The organism is Varibaculum timonense, from assembly GCF_027694345.1.
GTDB classification, from domain to species: Bacteria; Actinomycetota; Actinomycetes; order Actinomycetales; family Actinomycetaceae; genus Varibaculum; species Varibaculum timonense_A.
This window is the reverse complement of record NZ_JAQEVU010000001.1, coordinates 265,883-283,644: the sequence shown is the minus strand read 5'-3', so window position 1 is coordinate 283,644 and position 17,762 is coordinate 265,883. Positions and strand designations below refer to the sequence as shown.

General features: G+C 52.3%; 15 protein-coding genes. 5 read left to right on the top strand and 10 right to left on the bottom strand.

Annotation, left to right across the window (positions count from 1 at the left end; translation table 11 throughout):
- Positions 1-10: 10 nt before the first annotated feature.
- The 5 genes from cybH to PG728_RS01205 form a co-directional block, all read right to left on the bottom strand.
- A complete protein-coding gene (gene cybH, locus PG728_RS01225; RefSeq protein WP_270625269.1) occupies positions 11-1,360 on the bottom strand; it encodes a Ni/Fe-hydrogenase, b-type cytochrome subunit in 1,350 nt (449 codons plus the stop codon).
- A complete protein-coding gene (locus tag PG728_RS01220) occupies positions 1,357-3,105 on the bottom strand; it encodes a nickel-dependent hydrogenase large subunit (protein ID WP_072509922.1) in 1,749 nt (582 codons plus the stop codon). Before PG728_RS01220 ends, cybH begins: the two co-directional genes overlap by 4 nt.
- Positions 3,105-4,322 carry a hydrogenase small subunit gene (locus PG728_RS01215; RefSeq protein ID WP_072509923.1) on the bottom strand — a complete coding sequence of 406 codons (1,218 nt, stop codon included), beginning with the start codon at positions 4,320-4,322 and terminating at the stop codon, positions 3,105-3,107. The genes PG728_RS01220 and PG728_RS01215 overlap by 1 nt, the downstream gene beginning before the upstream one ends.
- 137 nt (positions 4,323-4,459) lie before the next feature.
- Positions 4,460-5,248: a hydrogenase nickel incorporation protein HypB gene (hypB, locus tag PG728_RS01210; protein ID WP_072509924.1), complete on the bottom strand. Its 789-nt coding sequence runs from the start codon at positions 5,246-5,248 to the stop codon at positions 4,460-4,462.
- The gene (locus PG728_RS01205) at positions 5,248-5,598 is read right to left on the bottom strand and encodes a hydrogenase maturation nickel metallochaperone HypA (protein ID WP_270625265.1); all 351 of its coding nucleotides are present in this window, start codon (positions 5,596-5,598) and stop codon (positions 5,248-5,250) included. Before PG728_RS01205 ends, hypB begins: the two co-directional genes overlap by 1 nt.
- 114 nt (positions 5,599-5,712) lie before the next feature.
- Between PG728_RS01205 and hypF the strand changes: the two genes are divergently transcribed.
- Positions 5,713-8,013 (top strand): carbamoyltransferase HypF, encoded by a 2,301-nt coding sequence (gene hypF / locus PG728_RS01200; RefSeq protein WP_270625263.1) that lies wholly within the window; start codon positions 5,713-5,715, stop codon positions 8,011-8,013.
- A gap of 44 nt (positions 8,014-8,057) precedes the next feature.
- On the opposite strand, the gene hypE is transcribed toward hypF, so the two are convergent.
- Entirely contained in the window at positions 8,058-9,200 is a 1,143-nt protein-coding gene (hypE, locus tag PG728_RS01195) for a hydrogenase expression/formation protein HypE (RefSeq protein WP_270625261.1), read from the bottom strand.
- Between the two features lie 96 nt (positions 9,201-9,296).
- On the opposite strand from hypE, the gene PG728_RS01190 reads away from it, so the two are divergent.
- The 3 genes from PG728_RS01190 (at position 9,297) to PG728_RS01180 (ending at position 12,122) form a co-directional block, all read left to right on the top strand.
- Positions 9,297-9,566, top strand: a complete 270-nt coding sequence (locus PG728_RS01190) for a HypC/HybG/HupF family hydrogenase formation chaperone (protein WP_072509926.1) — start codon at positions 9,297-9,299, stop codon at positions 9,564-9,566.
- A 41-nt stretch (positions 9,567-9,607) separates the two neighbouring features.
- Positions 9,608-10,756: a hydrogenase formation protein HypD gene (gene hypD / locus PG728_RS01185; RefSeq protein ID WP_072509927.1), complete on the top strand. Its 1,149-nt coding sequence runs from the start codon at positions 9,608-9,610 to the stop codon at positions 10,754-10,756.
- A 1,012-nt stretch (positions 10,757-11,768) separates the two neighbouring features.
- On the top strand, positions 11,769-12,122 hold the full coding sequence (locus PG728_RS01180) for a hypothetical protein (protein ID WP_270625258.1): 354 nt from the start codon (positions 11,769-11,771) through the stop codon (positions 12,120-12,122).
- A 27-nt stretch (positions 12,123-12,149) separates the two neighbouring features.
- On the opposite strand, the gene miaA is transcribed toward PG728_RS01180, so the two are convergent.
- Both miaA and miaB read right to left on the bottom strand, forming a co-directional pair.
- Positions 12,150-13,094 (bottom strand): tRNA (adenosine(37)-N6)-dimethylallyltransferase MiaA, encoded by a 945-nt coding sequence (gene miaA / locus PG728_RS01175; protein WP_270625257.1) that lies wholly within the window; start codon positions 13,092-13,094, stop codon positions 12,150-12,152.
- 8 nt (positions 13,095-13,102) lie between these two features.
- The gene (gene miaB, locus PG728_RS01170; protein ID WP_270625256.1) at positions 13,103-14,617 is read right to left on the bottom strand and encodes a tRNA (N6-isopentenyl adenosine(37)-C2)-methylthiotransferase MiaB; all 1,515 of its coding nucleotides are present in this window, start codon (positions 14,615-14,617) and stop codon (positions 13,103-13,105) included.
- Between the two features lie 140 nt (positions 14,618-14,757).
- Between miaB and PG728_RS01165 the strand changes: the two genes are divergently transcribed.
- Entirely contained in the window at positions 14,758-15,981 is a 1,224-nt protein-coding gene (locus PG728_RS01165) for a DUF1015 domain-containing protein (protein ID WP_270625255.1), read from the top strand.
- A gap of 99 nt (positions 15,982-16,080) precedes the next feature.
- Here PG728_RS01165 and uppS read toward each other — a convergent pair whose 3' ends face one another.
- The gene (gene uppS / locus PG728_RS01160) at positions 16,081-16,863 is read right to left on the bottom strand and encodes a polyprenyl diphosphate synthase (protein ID WP_270625254.1); all 783 of its coding nucleotides are present in this window, start codon (positions 16,861-16,863) and stop codon (positions 16,081-16,083) included.
- 7 nt (positions 16,864-16,870) lie between these two features.
- On the bottom strand, positions 16,871-17,602 hold the full coding sequence (gene recO / locus PG728_RS01155; RefSeq protein ID WP_333558158.1) for a DNA repair protein RecO: 732 nt from the start codon (positions 17,600-17,602) through the stop codon (positions 16,871-16,873).
- Between the last annotated feature and the right edge of the window lie 160 nt (positions 17,603-17,762).

The following is a 17,762-nucleotide window of genomic DNA, read 5'->3' as shown; positions in this document are numbered from 1 at the left end:
ATCTTTCCGGCTACAGCTCGGGGGCATCAACTGGTTTAGAAGTACGACGCATCCACACTCCTCCAGAAATCATTGCCGAGACTCCTCCATGGCGTTCAAGAGAATCAGCCCGGAAAGCCAAATAAATATGAGCAATTACAAAACCCCAGAATAGGAACATAATCATGGCGTGAACTAGACGCATGAATGGTATCCCAAACCAGTCGTTTGGTGCTGCCATAATCGCCCAGAAAAGGCTGGTGTTCCTGTAAGGGAGGGCGTAAAGAGCCATCCCTATCCCCATTTGGAAAGCCCCTATAACATAGACCGAAGTATAGGTAAGTTGCTGCAGCGGGTTGTGAGCCACATATAGCGGCCCCTCTTTCCGCAAGAACAGGTAGAACCCGACAGTTTCTTTCAGGTACTTCAAGTCCTCTTTTTTCTTGAACGGCCAGAAAGTCTCCCAGCGTAAGTAGCGATCTTTGGACACAAAGGCGATAACTACCCGTACCGCACCGATAGCTATCCAGGTGAAAGCCGCGACGAAGTGAATAAAACGCATTATGCCCATCAGATAGCCGATATCCACGCCCCTAAAGAAAGTATCTCCAAAAAAGGGATCCATAATGTAATAACCGGTTACCGACATAACCACAATCAGAAATACATTCAACCAGTGCAAGAAACGTAAACCGACAGACCAAACGCTCAGCCTTACCCAATCCTCGGTGGTGGGGGTAAGGTCATCATCTTGCAAACCGGTACCAACCGGTCGCACATTGATAAATCCCTCCATTTGGAAAGGACCACATTCGCCATTTTCATCTACCCTAGCGGTAGCTACCCCCAGGCAGCGGTATCCCCTAGAGCCAGCCATCTGTGCGTTTTTACGAAGCAGAGTACGCAAAGCCCGCTCTGGTTTCGCCACATTCATTACCGATTCCAGGTCACCGCGAGCAATCACGATGTTCATGGACTCACCGGTCTTGGTGCGCTTCATATCGTTAATCCGAGCCAACGAGTAACGCCGGTTTTGAGCGGGATCAAAGTTTTCTGCGGGAATCTCGCTATTGGGAATCCCGTGTTTGAAGCGGTAACGCAGGGATTCTTTAAGGGCAATATCAACCGGATCGCTGCTGCCAGTAGGGCTAACCGCTGCCATTAACAGCAAGCGGCGCATCGACAGGTCAGAGCAGCTAAAACCGCCCCCAACCTCAATCCCACTGGATTTATGGCTCTCATTACCAAAGAATTGGATTTCTTTATCCTGATTCCCGGTGCTGACGGTTTTTGCCGGTTCTATCGGTTCGCCCTCTAGGGTAGAGTTTGCGTTTTCACTGTTCGGATTGGTTTTTGGGGAGGGCGTATTTTGGGAGCTCATGAAGTCACCGCCTCGCTAATAAGATTTCCCTCCGGGTCGAGGACGTGCACGGCGCAGGACATACACGGATCGTAAGAGTGAATCGTGCGTAACGGTTCCAGAGGAGCCTTCGGGTCTACTAAGGGATGATTTCCCGTGCCCATCAGTGATTCTTCATACGGACCGGTAACTCCTTGAGCGTCACGTCCTCCCGCTAACCAGGTGGTGGGAACCACTGCCTGGTAACGTGCAACTTTACCGTCCTTGATAGTGACCCAGTGGGAGAGGTTACCTCTCGCAACCTCAACAAAGGCGTAACCTTGAGCGGTTTGTGGCCAAGAGGAGGGTTCCCATTTGCTGGCATCGAAAACGTCTATATTACCTTCTTTAATATTGGCGACCAGCGCGTTGTAATCCTCTAACAGTAAGTTGGCAGAAACTACTGCCTCGGCAGCGCGGGCAAAGGTGCGCCCCATCGTCGAGTTAATCTGAGCAGGGGTAATTCCCAGGGTAGAGGCGGCGGATTCCACTAGCTTCTTAACCGGCGCAAATCCTTGCGCATAGGCGAGCATCAAACGCGCCACCGGACCGACCTGCATCGGTTTACCGTCATAGCGAGGAGCCTTACACCAGGTATATTTACCATCAAAGTCATCACCTAGCCACTTAAATGGCGGCTTTGGTCCGTTATATTTAACGGTGGTTTCCCCTTTATCAGGGGTAAGACCTTTCTTGTCCCCCACTGAATACTCGTACCAGGCTGAGGTTACAAACTCTTCAATCTTGTGCGGATCAAAAGGATGAACCTTGCTCAAATCCCCGTTCAAAATCACGCCAGGTTTAATGGCGCTATGTCGAGAATCGACCCGGGACTTGTTGGGGTCTCCCCCAAAGGTGGCACCAGCAAGACCTACCGCTAGATAGTTCGCGTGGGTAGCCCCGATATCGAAATAGTCTTTATAAACCCCGGCAACTGCCAAAACGTCTGGGTAATAGCAGTCATTTACGAATTCTACGATTTCATCAATCCAGGTTTTCACCTGATCTAATTGTACCTGGTTAATGGATTCCGAAGAGTTAGGATCAATTGAGCAGGCCATTCCCCCGACCAGGAAATTCGGGTGGGGATTCTTGCCTCCAAACACCGTGTTAATGCGAATCATGGATCGCTGGAACTCTAAAGCATCTAGATAGTGCGCCACGCACATCAAATCTGCTTCCGGAGGAAGCCGGTAATCGGGGTGATCCCAGTATCCTCCGGTAAAGACCGATAGCTGACCAGAGTCAAGAACGCTCTTGATGGTATCTCTAACTTCGGTGAAACGTTTAAGGTTGTTTCCGCGCCACTTTGAACCAATAGAGTTCGCAAACTCGACCGCTTTTGCCGGGTCAGCTTTTGCCGCGTTAGGAACATTAACAAAATCTAGGGCGTGCAAGTGGTAGAAGTGAATCACATGGTCTTGGATTTCTTGCGACCCTAGTACCAGGGAGCGAATCAAGCGGGCATCATCGGGAAGAACTGATCCTATTGCGTCCTCTACTGCGGTAATGGAAGCAATAGCGTGAACGGAGGTACAAACCCCGCAGATACGCTGCACAAACGCCCAAACATCACGCGGATCACGGTTTTGAACGATGGTTTCAAGACCGCGGAACTGGGTGGTTTCACTCCAGGCTTTCTTAATTTTTTTTCCCTCGGATTCAATCTCAATACGCAGATGACCCTCGATACGGGTTAGGGGATCGATGACTACTTTTTCGGTCATTACTTCGCCTCGCTGTTCTGTTTATCGCTAGTAGCGTCCTCGTTTAGGGAGTTATTTTCGCCCCCAACTGCGTTGTCTCCGAAAGCTGCCATCGGAGAATTCTTGGTAGCTTTGCGGTCAGCTGCGGCTCTAGCAGCGGTTATTCCCGCGTGTACCGCCACCCCAGCTGCTACCGCCCCGGTCAAACCCAGACCTACCTTTTCGGCAGTGGCTTCTACCCCAAAACCGGGGATATTTGGCAACTTGTCATAGAAAGGCGTAAACCGGTCATAAAAATCTCGTTCAGTACAACCGATACAGGGGTGACCTGCACCAATTGGCCACCCTGATTTCAGATTCCATTGCACTATCGGGCAGGGACTAAAAGTTGAAGGCCCTTTACAGCCCACATCGTACAAGCACCAGCCTTCACGCGCCCCGGCATCATCGAATGTGCGCACGAATTGGCCGGCATCGAAATGAGGACGACGCGGGCAGGAATCGTGAATCCTCTGACCATATGCAAATAGCGGACGACCCTCAGAATCAACTTCGGGAGCCTTACCGTGAGTCAAGATATAGGTTAAAGATGCGGTGATTACCTCACCGATTGGGGGGCAACCCGAAACATTAATTACCTGTTTATCTTTAATAATTTCATCGACGCCTACCGCACCGGTGGGATTAGGTTTAGCGGCTTGGACAGATCCATATACGGCACAGGCGCCAACAGCCAAAATCATAGTGGCGTTCTTGGCAGATTCCTGCAAGACTTGTTCAGCCGATTTTCCACCGATAGTGCAGTAGATTCCGCCATCCTTGGTAGGAATAGAACCATTTACCACCAGGATATGTTCGCGGGCATTAGTTTCTTCCAGCGCTTTTTCTGCCGCTTCCCCAGCTGCCGCCATCACCAGTTCGTTATAGTTCACGGACAACAGGTTTAGCACCACCTCTTCCACAGTAGTTCCCCCACTGCGCAGGGTGGATTCCATACAACCGGTGCATTCTTGAAGCTGCAGCCAAACCACATTAGGTTTAGTGATTGCCCCCAGTTTATCGGCCAGCTCCTCGGCGGCTTTTTGTGCTGGAGCTGCGTGTGCCATTTCGGGAGTTCCAACCGCGAAAATAGCGGCTAGACCAGCACAATACTTCACGAAATCACGTCGGCTAACCCCGGCGCTGGCTAGATTTTCGGCGAGGGTACCTTCTCGCCAAGGCTTAATGTCATAGCTCATACGTAATCCCTTGTTGGTGACGGAATTAGAAATAATATTAGACAAGCAGTCTGTGAACTACAATACCTAGTCCCTCAATATTGGCTTAAAATTGAGTATAAGCACCCTATTATTTACGCAATGAAGCAATTACGTATTCATAGATTTTGCAGCCAGTCAATCCACTCATCCACGCCTTCACCATTTAAGGCCGACACTTCAATGACCTTCACTCCCGGATTGACTTGCTCCAAGAAACCCCGGAATTTTTGCATATCGAAGTTTAGATAAGGCGCGAGATCCATTTTATTGACAACGACCACCTCAACCGAGCGGAACATCACCGGATACTTTAGGGGCTTATCCTCGCCCTCGGTAATCGAAAAAACCATCGCCTTAGCGGTTTCGCCAACATCGAACTCTGCCGGGCACACCAGGTTGCCAACATTTTCAATAATCACCAAATCAAGAGCGGTCAAATCCAATGCTGACAAGGCTTTATGCACCATCGGGGCATCCAGGTGACATTCACCTCCAAAACCGTGACCGGTGTTAAGTAAAGAAATTTGCGCCCCGTATCCTGCCAGACGTTCAGAATCCATAGGGGTTTCAATATCACCCTCGATAACTCCTACCCTGATTTGTCCTTGCAGCTTAGACAAAGTTTGCTCTAACAGGGTGGTTTTCCCCGAACCAGGCGAACTCATCAGGTTCACCACTTTTACGTTATTTTCCCGGAATGACTGGCGATTATGATCTGCCAAATGATCATTTTCCGCGTAGATATCTTCCAAAATCTCTATACGTTCCCGACCTGTTTCATAGCCGGAATGATCCCCGATTAGTTCCGGATCGACCACATATTCCCCATGGTCATGGTGATGAGAATGCTCCCCATGATCATGCGCATGAACTGTACCATCATCATGGCGATGAAAACGTCCCATTATTGTTTCCTTTCTGGCGAAACCTCAATAGACACCACTCTAAACTCTTCCCCGCTAATTATCTGCAGATCCCGCGAGGAGCATTCTTGGCAGCGAAAATCCAACACTTCCCGCAATTCGGTGCTAGCTTTACATTCACGGCAAGACACCACCGCCGGTATTTCGGTGATATTAAGCCGGGCCGGCCCGCGCAAAGTAGTCTTACGAACCGCTCCCCAGGCGAAATAGAGAGCTTCGGGAACTACCTGACGCAGATGCCCTACCTCTAATTCGACCTCTAGCACCTCACGTCCAGCTGCATTTCGCGACACTATCCGCGCAAGTTGGCGTGACAGTGCAACTTCATGCATAACGACCCCCTAGGTTTTCTTATTGGCGAGGACGCGCCTAGGCTCGCCCGACATCTAACTTTGAGCTTACCGCTAGGCTTAGGACGATAGATATTTTAGATGGGGGAGGCAAATATGCGACGCGCCTATCGACTACGCGGAGTAGTACAGGGAGTAGGGTTTCGTCCTCACGTAGCGAGAGTTGCTAGCGATTTTCCCATCACCGGTTTTGTGGGAAATGATGACGAATCGGTGTTTATAGAGGTACAAGGCAGTCCCCAAGACATTGAAGATTTCATCTCCAAGCTGCTCGCTACCCTCCCCCCATTGGCTCAGGTTCTAAAATGCGCCGCCCAAGAAATGCCCGACATCGAAGGTGAACACAGTTTTCAAATAGTTAAATCGCGTCGCCGCCCCGGTGTACGTACCCTGATTCCTCCCGATACTGCCACCTGTCTCGATTGCCAAACCGATATGGCAAATCCCAATAATCGGCGCTACCACTACCCCTTTACTACCTGCACAAATTGCGGCCCGCGCGCCACTATTATGATGAACTTACCCTATGATCGGGACACCACCACTATGGTTAAATTCCCGATGTGCCGGGCTTGTCACGCCGAATACACAGACCCGACAAACCGCCGCTACCATGCGCAACCTATAAGCTGCTTTGACTGCGGGCCAGTGTTGTGGGTGAGCGAAGCAAAAAAACCAGATTTGCGTCCTCCAGTCGGAAAGCGTGCCCCGCTGATTGATGCGGCTTTATCTCAGGCTCGTCAGCGGTTAAGTGCCGGGGAAATCTTGGCAGTTAAAGGTATCGGCGGCTTCCATCTGATGTGTGATGCCCGCAATGAAGAGACGGTAGCCCGGCTGCGTAAACGAAAAAATCGTGGAGATAAACCTTTCGCAGTCATGGTGGGCGATATTGAAGTGGCACGCAATCTTGCTCAACTTAATCAAGCCCAAGTTGAAGCACTGACCAGCCCATCTCGACCGATTGTGATTGCCCCGGTAAGTTCTGACTACCACCTGGCAGCCAGCATTGCTCCCGGTCTTAACGATATTGGGGTGATGCTGCCGTATGCTCCCCTACATTTGGAACTTTTAACCGCTGAATGCGCTGAGATGGCATTGGTTGCGACCTCAGGGAATCTGGCAGGAGAACCCTTGTGTTTTACCAACGAGGACGCCGCCTCGCGTTTAGCAAAAATTGCGGATGCTTTTGTATTCCATGACCGTGATATTCACCTGCCGATGGAAGACTCGGTTTTCTTGGGGAACTCGAAGACTACTATCCCCTCGCGGCGGTCCCGAGGATATGCACCACTACCAGTACCGCTACCTAGAAAAGCTGAAGTTCCGACTTTAGCGGTGGGAGGAGAATTAAAAAACACGTTTTGCCTGGCCAGCAAAGATTTGGCACATATTTCGGGACATATCGGGGATATGGGTACGCTTGCCAGTCAAGAAGCCTTCGATAGGGCGGTCACTCAAATGCTAAATTTCCAGCATGCTCGACCTGAACGAATCGTTTGCGACCTACATCCCGCCTACTTGACCACCGCTTGGGCATCAAGGTTTTCCGCCGCTAAAAATATCGAATTAGTGCAGGTACAACATCACGTAGCCCACGCTTATTCCCTGTTGGCGGAGCGAGATTGCCAATCCCGAGCCCTGGTAGTAGCAGTGGACGGTACTGGTTATGGCGCTGACGGCACTATCTGGGGAGGAGAAATCCTGGAGATTGCGGGAGAGACCTGGCAACGCCGCGCTCACCTGCCCTCATTTAGCTTGGTAGGAGGCGACCGGGCAGTGCGTTATCCCTGGCGAGTTGCTTTAGGGATTGCTCACGACTGGAATCTGGATTGGATAGCAGAAGTAATCAGTGAAGAAATTGGCGATAGGCAGGGTAATACCGGCGAACTTGAGCTGGTTAAAAGTCAGTTAAACAGCGGTTTTGGAGTAGTATCCACCACCAGTTGTGGCAGATTATTTGATGCCGCAGCCGCTATCCTTGGAATCTGCACATCCGTTAGCTATGAGGCGCAAGCCGCCATGCAGCTAGAGTCCGCTGCCACTAACTGGGCGCATACTAACCCGCTTCCCCGTCCTAAAACGTTCAAATCTTTTCGAGACCTGTTTGAAATTTTAGGTGAGGGCGAACGAGAAATCGGGGAACGCGCCTGGTTTTTTCATGTGGGCTTGGCAGGATTACTGGCTAATAAAACCCAGGAACTAGCTGAAGAAAGCCAGATATCTACGGTGGGACTAACTGGCGGGGTGGCTTTGAACCGCCTGTTTAGCACCCAGTTTACCCACCTGCTCCGCAAGGAAGGCTTCAAGGTATTAACCCACCGCACCGTGCCCCCAAATGATGGGGGGCTGAGCCTAGGACAGGCGTGGGCAACGGTTTTAGGGGCAAGCGAGGGCTAATATCACTAGGTACCATCCGGCCTTTAACGTACTCGCCTAGATTATTAGCAGATTCGCGGCAGCGGATCGCCCACCAACATATCAATCATCCGAGTCCCCCCGAAAGCCGTCACCATCACCACCGATGACTCCGGTTTGGAAACTACCCGTCCGATATTAGCGGCTTCTTCTCCGCCCGGAAGCGCCCGCAGCGTCTCCAGCGCGGTATCTACCTGATCAGCGGGAACTACCGCACAGAACATGCCTTCGTTCGCCACATAGATAGGGTCGATACCCAACATATCGCAGGCACCGCGGGTCATATCGTGTACCGGAATAGATTCGTCCTCGATAGCTATCCCCAAGCCGGCAGCTACCGCCAGCTCATTGAGCACTGTGCCTAGTCCGCCACGCGTAGCGTCCCGCATCCAGCGGGTCTGCGGTACTGCCCCCAATAAGCCTTCAACCAGGCAATTAACCGCGCGAGTATCGGATTTAATCGGGGCTTCAATCGCCAGGTCCCCGCGTGCCATCATCACCGACATCCCGTGATCGGCAATCGCTCCCGAAACGATAATCCGGTCACCGCGCTGCACCTGGTCTGCTCCTAGTTGGCGCGAAGGCGGTACAATCCCGATTCCGGCAGTGTTAATAAATAATTTGTCGCCGCTACCTTTGGGAACCACTTTGGTATCGCCGGTAACGATTCTTACCCCAGCCTTCTCGGCGGCATCTCGCATCGCCTGTACTTCCCGGCGCAAATCCGCAATCGGCAATCCCTCTTCCAAAATGAAACCGGCACTAATTACTTTGGGGATGGCACCAGATACCGCCAGGTCGTTGACGGTACCATTAACCGCGAGCTCTCCAATAGAGCCGCCGGGGAAGACAATCGGATTAACCACATAAGAATCAGTGGACATTGCCAACTTATACCCGGAAAAATCTGCTAGCGCGTCCTCGTCCTCGGCAAAAACGCCGAGAATTTCCGTTAAAGGAAGCACCCCTGCATCGGTCAGTTCCTCTAAAACCCGGTTACCATAGCCGGACACAAAAACCTGTTCCACCAGGGCAGCCGACGCTTTCCCGCCCGCCCCATGCGATAGCGTCACGTATTCATCTTTGAGTTTCATGCCGCGACTGCGTACCCGGGCAATATTGGAGTTTACTTTTGCTTCATCTTGATTAAGCCGGTTTTTCGGATCCATATATCGATAATTGCACAACGAGGTGTCATTTTCATCTTTTGATAGCTCAACTAAATGACAGTAATCTGGAAAAGAAGCTTGCTGAAGGAGATTCATATGTGTTTGGGAGTACCAGCCGAAATCGTAGCATTCGACGAAACCGAGAGTGGCCGCGCCAAAGTTTCACTATCGGGAGTCGAACGCATGATTTCCACCGATTTACTGGCAGACGAAGGTTTAAAAGTTGGAGACTGGGTGCTGGTACACGTGGGATTTGCAATGTCTCAGATTGATGCCGATGAGGCGGCCACCACATTGGAGCAGATAAAAAAGTTAGGACAGTTCGAGGACGAACTAGAACAGTTCAAGACCACCTCCGCCGATTAGCCCCTAATTAAGCCTGCACGTGGAAAAAGAAGAGTGAACCAATGAAATATGTAGACGAATTCCGTGACCCCGAGTTTGCGCGCAAACTGGTAAAACGTATCAATGCGGAGGCTTGTCATTTTGAGCGCCCATTAGCATTTATGGAGATTTGTGGCGGACACACCCACACTATTTACCGGCACGGCCTTGAGCATTTATTGCCCGAAAACGTACAGTTCATTCACGGCCCGGGCTGCCCGGTGTGCGTAATCCCCATGGGAAGGGTCGATGACGCCCTCTGGCTGGCTAACCAACCGGACGTCATATTGACGACTTTCGGGGACATGATGCGGGTACCGGGCTCGCAAGAATCCCTGCTCCAGGCGAGGGCGCGCGGGCGCGATATCCGTTTCGTTTACTCTCCCCTAGATGCTTTAAAGATTGCGAAAGAAAACCCGGATAAAAAGGTTATTTTCTTTGCCATCGGGTTTGAAACTACCGCGCCCTCGACTGCCGTTACCCTGCTAGCAGCCAAGAAACAGCAGGTAAAGAACTTTTCCGTGTTCTCTAACCACGTTAAAATTGAGCCACCGCTGAGGGCAATCGTAGGCGCAGATGAAACCCGGATTGATGGTTTTATCGGCCCCGGTCACGTAGCCACCGTCGTGGGCTCGGACGCCTTCAAATTCTTGCCCACAGAATACAACAAACCGGTGGTAGTAACCGGTTTTGAGCCGCTCGATATTCTACAGTCGGTAGCCATGCTAATCGACCAATACCTATCGGGAGCAGTCGAACGCGGTGAATCGCGAGTAGAAAACCAGTATTCGCGAGTAGTACGTCCCGAAGGTAACTTGGCTGCCCTAAAACTTCTTGACCGGGTATTTTCCACCCGCGACACTTTCGAGTGGCGCGGTCTCGGCTGGATGCCCTATTCCGGGATGGGGATTTCTGAGGAATTCGCCGCCTGGGACGCGGAGCGACTGTACAACGTGCCGGGGGTGCGGGTTCCCGATCCCCCCGCTTGCGAATGCGGATCGGTGCTCACTGGGCGGATTAAACCTTGGGAATGTAAAGTGTTCGGCACTGCCTGTTCGCCCGAAAAACCCATCGGTACCTGTATGGTTTCCCCCGAGGGAGCCTGCGCCGCGTTCTATAACTTTGGGCGCATTGACCGGGAAACCGCCCACGCCATCGTGATTGAGGATTAGCCAAGCCTGCTTTCTGGTCTGTTCTCGGGTCTGGCTCGGTAAAAGCGCTCCGGGGACCCCGATTTTCTCGCTTCAGCGAGAATAGGAAGTTATACCAGGAGGCTAAAAAGCGTGTTTCCGACTAAAAAAGATAGTGACAGCATACCTGTCCCTCTCGCATCTTTTACCGGCCGCGACCCTTTTGCTCGCAAACTCTTCCTTGCACAATTTGTCTTCTACCTCCCCAAAGCAAAAAACACGCCTATGCCTCCGACGTTACAAATGAGCCAAACGTGCGGGTAATAGTTATTCCGCCTACCAATAAACAATTCTGATAATTAACCGCGTATCCGAAAGCCAATAATATGATGTCAAGTGGGTGAAGCCTGCTCGGATAAAACTATCCCCCGCATGCAAGGCTCGCAGCTACTTACCACTGTCTGTTCCTCGAAAACTCCAATTTCCCGGCCTGTCGCGATTCAAGATCCTTAAACGAGGGGGCGAGGTTTTATCCGAGTGGGCGCGGTGGGCATAAGAATTCGGAAAACGTCGCCACGTTTTTCGAATTCTTGGGCGGGAGGAAAAACCTCGCCCCCGCGCACGATTTTGGGCAGGAGGAAAAAAGTTTTCCGCGCTCAGCCACTAGGCTGTTTCTTCGTTGCGAGAAAAGCAATACAACTAATTCATTCTGCATGTTGGCGGGGTTTTGTCTGTGGAGGGTGAAAACGTTACTTAGGTGGTTCTACTTGCCTGCACATATGCCTGAAAAATGTCGATGCGGGGCAAGATTTTCCTCGCGCCCCGAAATCCGTAAAAATACTCTGGCATCTTCACGGGTTTAACACCCGAAGCCTTCCCCTCGACATAAAACCGCTCCCCGTTCTCCCTAAGTAGTCTGTCCCTCTCATATCTTTTACCGGTCGCACCCAATTTCGAGACATTATCGCCCTCCCGATACAGTTTCACCCTCCCGAGATGGGAAATGTGGTCGCTTTGGGGGTGGTTTGGCGATATTGGGAGGGTGTTTTTGTCTGTGGAGGGTGAAAACGTTGCTTATATAGTTCTTGCTGCCTGCACATATGCCTGGAAATTGTCGGTGCGGGGCGAGGTTTTTCCTCTCGCCCCCGCGTTAGACACACCGTTCTACCGCCACAAGAAAAGCAATACAACTGATGTACTGCGACTTCCTGAAACGGTTTCAAGGAGCGCGGAAAAGTTTTTATCCGAGCAGGCTAGACACGCTTACCATCACATTTTTAGCTTTCGGATACCCGGTTATAAATCAGAATTATTTTTCGGGCTTTATGTCCAAAATTTGTATTTGCCGCGGGCAAATACGGATTTTGGGCAGGAGGAAAAAAGTTTTCCGCGCTCTTACCTGCATTAACCTAGTCAAACCGGAATTCTAGGCAGTTTATTGCTCTTCGTTGATTCCGAGTAGAGTTAGGGCTTGTTTGACGTTGGCGGATGTGCCGGCTTCGCCGTCTAACCAATGGATTCGCGGGTCTTTGCGGAACCATTTACGCTGTTTGCGTGCTAATTGCCGAGTTTGCAGCGCTATTTGCTCTGCAGCCTCGTCGCGAGTGATTTTTCCGGCTAGCAAATCCATAACCGCCTGGTAGCCGGTGGCGCGGCAAGCAGTGGGAGTATCTGCCAGCCCCTGTTTTTCTAGCTCCGCGACTTCCGCGATAAATCCTTGCGCCAGCATTTGGGTGGTGCGTTGGGCTATGCGCTCATCAAGTACGGGAAGTGGCCAGGAGATTCCCAATTGCAAAGCAGGTTGGAAGTATTCCCGCCGTGGCATAGTGGCAGAGAATTTCCTGCCGGTTAGCTCATAGACCTCCAGGGCGCGAATGACCCGGCGTTCATTAGCCGGCACGATTCTGGCTGCGGACTGCGGATCAACTTCTGCGAGGCGTTGATGCATTTTCTCTATCCCCAGTTGCGCGGTCTGCGCTTCCAGCTGAGCTCTAATAGCGCTATCAGTTCCGGGAAACTCAATTTTGTCAAGGACAGCGCGTACATATAGTCCGCTCCCCCCTACCAGTATCGGTAGCGCTTTGCGTGCGCGAATTCGCTCAATAATTTGGCGACAACTGCGCTGATAGTCTGCTACTGACGCTTTTTCGTCTAGCTGTAAAACATCTAACAAGTGATGTGGGATTCCCCGGCGTTCATCTACCGGAATCTTCGCGGTTCCGATATCCATACCGCGATATAGCTGGAAGGCATCAGCCGAAATAATCTCGCAAGTGATTCCTTTCTCCCCCAACGCCGCAGCTAATTGCAGGGAAAAACCAGATTTACCGCTGGCAGTTAGCCCGACTACCGCTAGGAGAGGAAGCTTGGAGGAATCCATTAGGCTACCTATCCGCGAGGACGAATGGTGGGAAGTCCCAGTGAAACCTGCTGGGAGTATTCTTCCTGTTTACTCTGACGCGCCTGCCAAGCATCCCCGGCTCTGGTGGGGCGCACCGAGAATAATCCTCCCTCCAAGGCAGAATCTGCAAGTAAGTTATGGGGAGCGCCATGAGTGACAGTAGCCGTCACCATATCTCCTGGTCGCGGCATTTTTTGTCCGGAAGGTAATGCTACGTGGACTAGGCGTCCATCTCGGGCGCGACCAGATACCCGGTGAGTTTCTTGATCTTTTCGCCCCTCGCCCTCGGAAACTAATACCTCAACTTGGCTGCCTACAAGTTTCTGGTTTTCTTCCAAACAAATCTGGTCTTGCAGCGCAATCAACCGGTTGTAACGTTCCAGTTTCACCTGGTGAGGTACTTGATCTTCTCGGTCAGCCGCCGGAGTGCCAGGACGCGGCGAATACAGGAAGGTAAAAGCAGAGGCAAAACGAGCCTGCGCTACTACCTCTAGAGTCTGCTGGAAATCTTCCTCGGTTTCTCCGGGGAAGCCTACGATAATATCGGTGGAAATCGCGGCCTCGGGCATAGCGTCCCGAACTTTATCCAGTATCCCCAGGAAACGTTTTTGCCGGTAGGAGCGGCGCATCGCGCGCAAAATAGTATCAGAGCCCGATTGGAGTGGCATATGCAAGGTGGGCATTACGTTTTCAGTTTCCGCCATTGCCCAAATCACGTCGTCACTAAAAGCTGCCGGATGAGGGGAGGTGAAGCGTACCCGCTCTAAATCCTCGATATTTCCGCAGGCACGCAGCAGCTTGGCGAACGCTCCGCGATCCCCAAATCCCGCGCCATAAGAATTGACGTTCTGCCCGAGCAAAGTCACTTCAATCGCGCCTTGAGAAACCACGGCTTCTACTTCCGCGAGCACCTCCCCAGGTCGGCGATCACGTTCCCGTCCCCGCAGGGAGGGCACAATACAAAACGTACAGGTATTATTGCAGCCGACCGCGATTGACACCCAAGCGGAATAGGAGGATTCTCGCCTGGTGGGCAAAGTGGACGGGAAAACTTGCAGCGACTCTGCGATTTCTACTTCAGCGCGGTGATTGTGCCGTGCCCGCCTAAGTAATGCGGGGAGCACATCTATATTGTGGGTGCCGAACACCGCGTCCACATAGGGGGCTTTTTCAATGATTTTTTCGCGCATCTGCTGCGCTAAGCAACCTCCCACTGCGATTTGCATTCCGGGGCGTTCCCGCTTCACGCTGGCCAGTTGCCCCAGGTTCCCGAAGAGGCGGTTAGCTGCAGCTTCCCGCACCGAGCAGGTGTTGATTACTACCACATCAGCGCCGCCGTCCCCGGCATTGGTGGCGCGCGCGGCTGCTTTGGGCACCAATTCCACCGGTATCAAGCCGTCAGCTTCTAGCAGCCCTGCCATCCGTTCGGAGTCATGCTCATTCATCTGGCAGCCCAGGGTACGCACATGATAGGTGCGAGGCATTTTATCGTTGCTTGTCATCGCGCTTAAGTATAATAGTCAGTTGCGTCTTAGGAGAAAACTATTGTGAAATAATGCAAGATTCTAATAGGCGGCGTTTCCGTTAGGAGTTCCAGCAGAGCCGCTAGGGTGAAGATAGAGATAATAGCTTTAAGGAGATTATGATGCCGAAGTTGCGTCCTTTCCGTGCGCTGCGTCCCACTAGTGAGGCTGCTCCGCGAGTAGTGGCACTGCCCTATGACGTTATGAACCGTGAGGAAGCTAGCGCGCAGGGCAAAGACCCGAACTCTTATCTACATATCACGCGCGCGGAAATTGATTTGCCCCTCAGTGTGGATCAACACGCTGACCAAGTGCATGAGCAGGCAGCCGCTAATCTGACAGGTTTTATTGACCGGGGCGTGCTGGTTCGCGAAGACCGCCCTTGCCTATATCTTTACCGGGAGACTTGGCGAGGAAGAGCCCAGGTAGGAATCGTAGGATGTGCCCAGGTTGGCGATTATCAAGACGGCACTATTAAACGGCACGAGAAGACTTTAGCGATTAAGGAAGCCGACCGGATTAAACATTTTGACCGGGTGAATGCCCATACTGAACCGGTATTTCTCACCTATCGCGCCCGTGAAGAAATAGACGCCCTCACCGCGCGGGTAACTCAAGACCAGCCACTGCTCAAAGGAGAAACTTTGGAGGGCACTGTCCATGAGCTATGGCCGCTCTCGCCGGAAGACACTTCTTTAGCTAGCGGCATCTTTGAATCATTGGACTATTTTTATATTGCCGATGGACATCACCGCTCGGCTTCCGCGGCCAAAGTGGGACTTTCTCGCCCCCGGCGCGCAGATGCCCCCTGGAATGAATTCCTAGCGGTCGCGGTTCCCGACCACGACCTGCGATGTCTGCCCTATAACCGGCTGGTGCTTGATTGGGGAGATACCACCCCCGAACAGTTTTTGAAAGACTTATCGCAGGTAGTAGCGCTAAGTGAACTAGGCGAGTTTGCTGCCCCGGAAAATGCTGGTGCTTTCAGTATGTATCTCGGCGGCAAATGGTATGCCTGCCGCTTCCGTCCCCAGGTTTTAGCCGGTAAAGAGCTGCCTGATTCTTTAGATGTGTCTTTGCTGCAGGAACAGGTACTTGCTCCCCTGCTGGGAATTACCAATCCGCGCACCAGTGAACGTATCGAGTTCGTAGGCGGGATTCGTGGGGACAGCGAGCTTAAAGCAGCGGTAGATAAGGGTGCTGCCTGCGCGTTCTACATGTACCCTACCCAGATTAACCAAGTAATGGAGGTGGCTGACGCGGGGAAAATCATGCCCCCTAAATCCACTTGGTTTGAACCGAAACTGGGCAGCGGTCTGTTTGCCCATCCCCTCTGGGATTAGGGATAGACTGTATTTTCTACGTTCTCAGACCCGAACTGCGAACCGGTTTAGGATTTACCGGGGTTTAACGCCCCTATTTTTACGAGGACGCAGGCAAACTTAAGCCGAGCAAGGTTGGTCTTTCGCACCCCCAAAACGCCGATTGCGTCCTCCAAATGCGGCTAGTTCCCGCCAGAGATGTTCGCGTTTAAACTCTGGCCACATCTCGGGAACGAAACTAAGCTCCGCATAGGCACATTGCCACAGTAAAAAGTTAGAAAGGCGTTGTTCCCCGGAGGTGCGAATCAGCAAATCCACATCCGGCATTCCCCCTAAGTACATTTCTCGTGCCAAGGTGTCCTCGCGGATATGGTTTTCGCTGATTTCCCCAGACGCCACCCGCCGGGCAACCGCGCGAGCCGCATCAACCAGTTCCGCGCGCCCTCCATAGTTAATACACATATTGAACACCATGCCGGTGTTATTTTGGGTCAGTTCGGCGGCCGCTTCTAGCTCCTTGATAACCGATTTCCATAGCCGACCGCGCCGCCCCGACCAAACTATGCGCACGTTCCAGTCGTTTAGTTCATGGGAGCGGCGGCGAATCACATCCCGCGAATACCCCATCAGGAAACGCACTTCCGCCGGGGAACGTTTCCAGTTTTCAGTGGAAAAAGCATAGACACTCACCAATTTTACCCCGGCCTCTACTGCCCCGGCCAGGGTGTCCATGAGCGACAATTCCCCGGCCTGGTGCCCTGCCGTGCGCGGCAATCCCTGCTGGTTAGCCCAGCGGCCGTTGCCGTCCATGATTAGCGCCACGTGGGAGGGAACTGACGATAATGGGGGCATAGGGCTACCTTGCCCGGGGGGAACGGTGGCTACGAAGTCTTTATCGCTCATATTCTTATTATGCCTTGCGTGCCATAACGGACAGGGATTTTAGCTTTCGCTCTAACACCCATTCGGTATAGGCGGTGACCACTTCTTCTGCTATCCCCTGAGTTAGCGGATCCGCCTGGTATACCTGCGGCCACTGTCCCGCCAGCAGTACGGCGAGCAGGTCGGTTACTGGTTTAGAGATGCGGGTGCCTCCGCTTAACTGACAGTTTTCGCAAACTACCCCACCGGCAGGTGCGGAAAAAACTTTAAAGGGGCCATCAGCCCCACAGAGCGCGCATTGGTCTAAAGCCGGCGCCCATCCGGCAATGGTTAGGGTACGCAATAGGTAGGAGGATAGCACCATGCCGGGGCGGTGCGCCCGGTTTGCTAAAGCGGGTATTGCGCCAGCTAGCAGCCGGTATTGACTGCGCGAAGCCTCGCCCTCGGAAAGCTTCTCGGCGGTTTCTAGCATTACTTGCCCCGAGAGGTACCGTTCATAGTCGCAGGCGATTGCCGGGGCATTGAGGCTGAGCGAAGTAGCCTGAGTAACCGTGTCCAGATTACGCCCGGAGTGTAGCTGCAGTTTTACCCGGTTGAAGGGGCTCAGGCGCGCCCCAAATTTTGAGGAGGTGCGGCGCAGTCCTTTGGCTACCGCTCGTACCTGCCCATGCTCGAGGGTGAGCAAGGTCAAGATTATGTCTGCTTCCCCTAGTTTGGTGGTTCTCAGGACTATCGCCTGGTCGGTATAGGTTCGCAGCACCCGCTCATTATCTCATATCTAGTTGCTAGGTCAGCTCATATAGTTCACAGGGGCTTGGGGTGACTACTAGCGCTCTCCTCCGCAAATGCGAATATCCGCAGCCACCCAAATCCTGCAAAACGATTGCTAGAACCCCTGCAAAACGATTGCTAGAGCATTA

Bases quoted from the DNA above. Each gene is read 5' to 3' on its own strand.
- cybH (WP_270625269.1), bottom strand. From the start codon at position 1,360: ATGAGCTCCCAAAATACGCCCTCCCCAAAAACCAATCCGAACAGTGAA.
- PG728_RS01165 (WP_270625255.1), top strand. From the start codon at position 14,758: ATGATGCCGAAGTTGCGTCCTTTCCGTGCGCTGCGTCCCACTAGTGAG.
- miaA (WP_270625257.1), bottom strand. From the start codon at position 13,094: ATGGATTCCTCCAAGCTTCCTCTCCTAGCGGTAGTCGGGCTAACTGCC.
- PG728_RS01220 (WP_072509922.1), bottom strand. From the start codon at position 3,105: ATGACCGAAAAAGTAGTCATCGATCCCCTAACCCGTATCGAGGGTCAT.
- PG728_RS01190 (WP_072509926.1), top strand. From the start codon at position 9,297: ATGTGTTTGGGAGTACCAGCCGAAATCGTAGCATTCGACGAAACCGAG.
- hypD (WP_072509927.1), top strand. From the start codon at position 9,608: ATGAAATATGTAGACGAATTCCGTGACCCCGAGTTTGCGCGCAAACTG.
- hypB (WP_072509924.1), bottom strand. From the start codon at position 5,248: ATGGGACGTTTTCATCGCCATGATGATGGTACAGTTCATGCGCATGAT.
- hypF (WP_270625263.1), top strand. From the start codon at position 5,713: ATGCGACGCGCCTATCGACTACGCGGAGTAGTACAGGGAGTAGGGTTT.
- hypE (WP_270625261.1), bottom strand. From the start codon at position 9,200: ATGGATCCGAAAAACCGGCTTAATCAAGATGAAGCAAAAGTAAACTCC.
- PG728_RS01205 (WP_270625265.1), bottom strand. From the start codon at position 5,598: ATGCATGAAGTTGCACTGTCACGCCAACTTGCGCGGATAGTGTCGCGA.
- PG728_RS01215 (WP_072509923.1), bottom strand. From the start codon at position 4,322: ATGAGCTATGACATTAAGCCTTGGCGAGAAGGTACCCTCGCCGAAAAT.
- uppS (WP_270625254.1), bottom strand. From the start codon at position 16,863: ATGAGCGATAAAGACTTCGTAGCCACCGTTCCCCCCGGGCAAGGTAGC.
- miaB (WP_270625256.1), bottom strand. From the start codon at position 14,617: ATGACAAGCAACGATAAAATGCCTCGCACCTATCATGTGCGTACCCTG.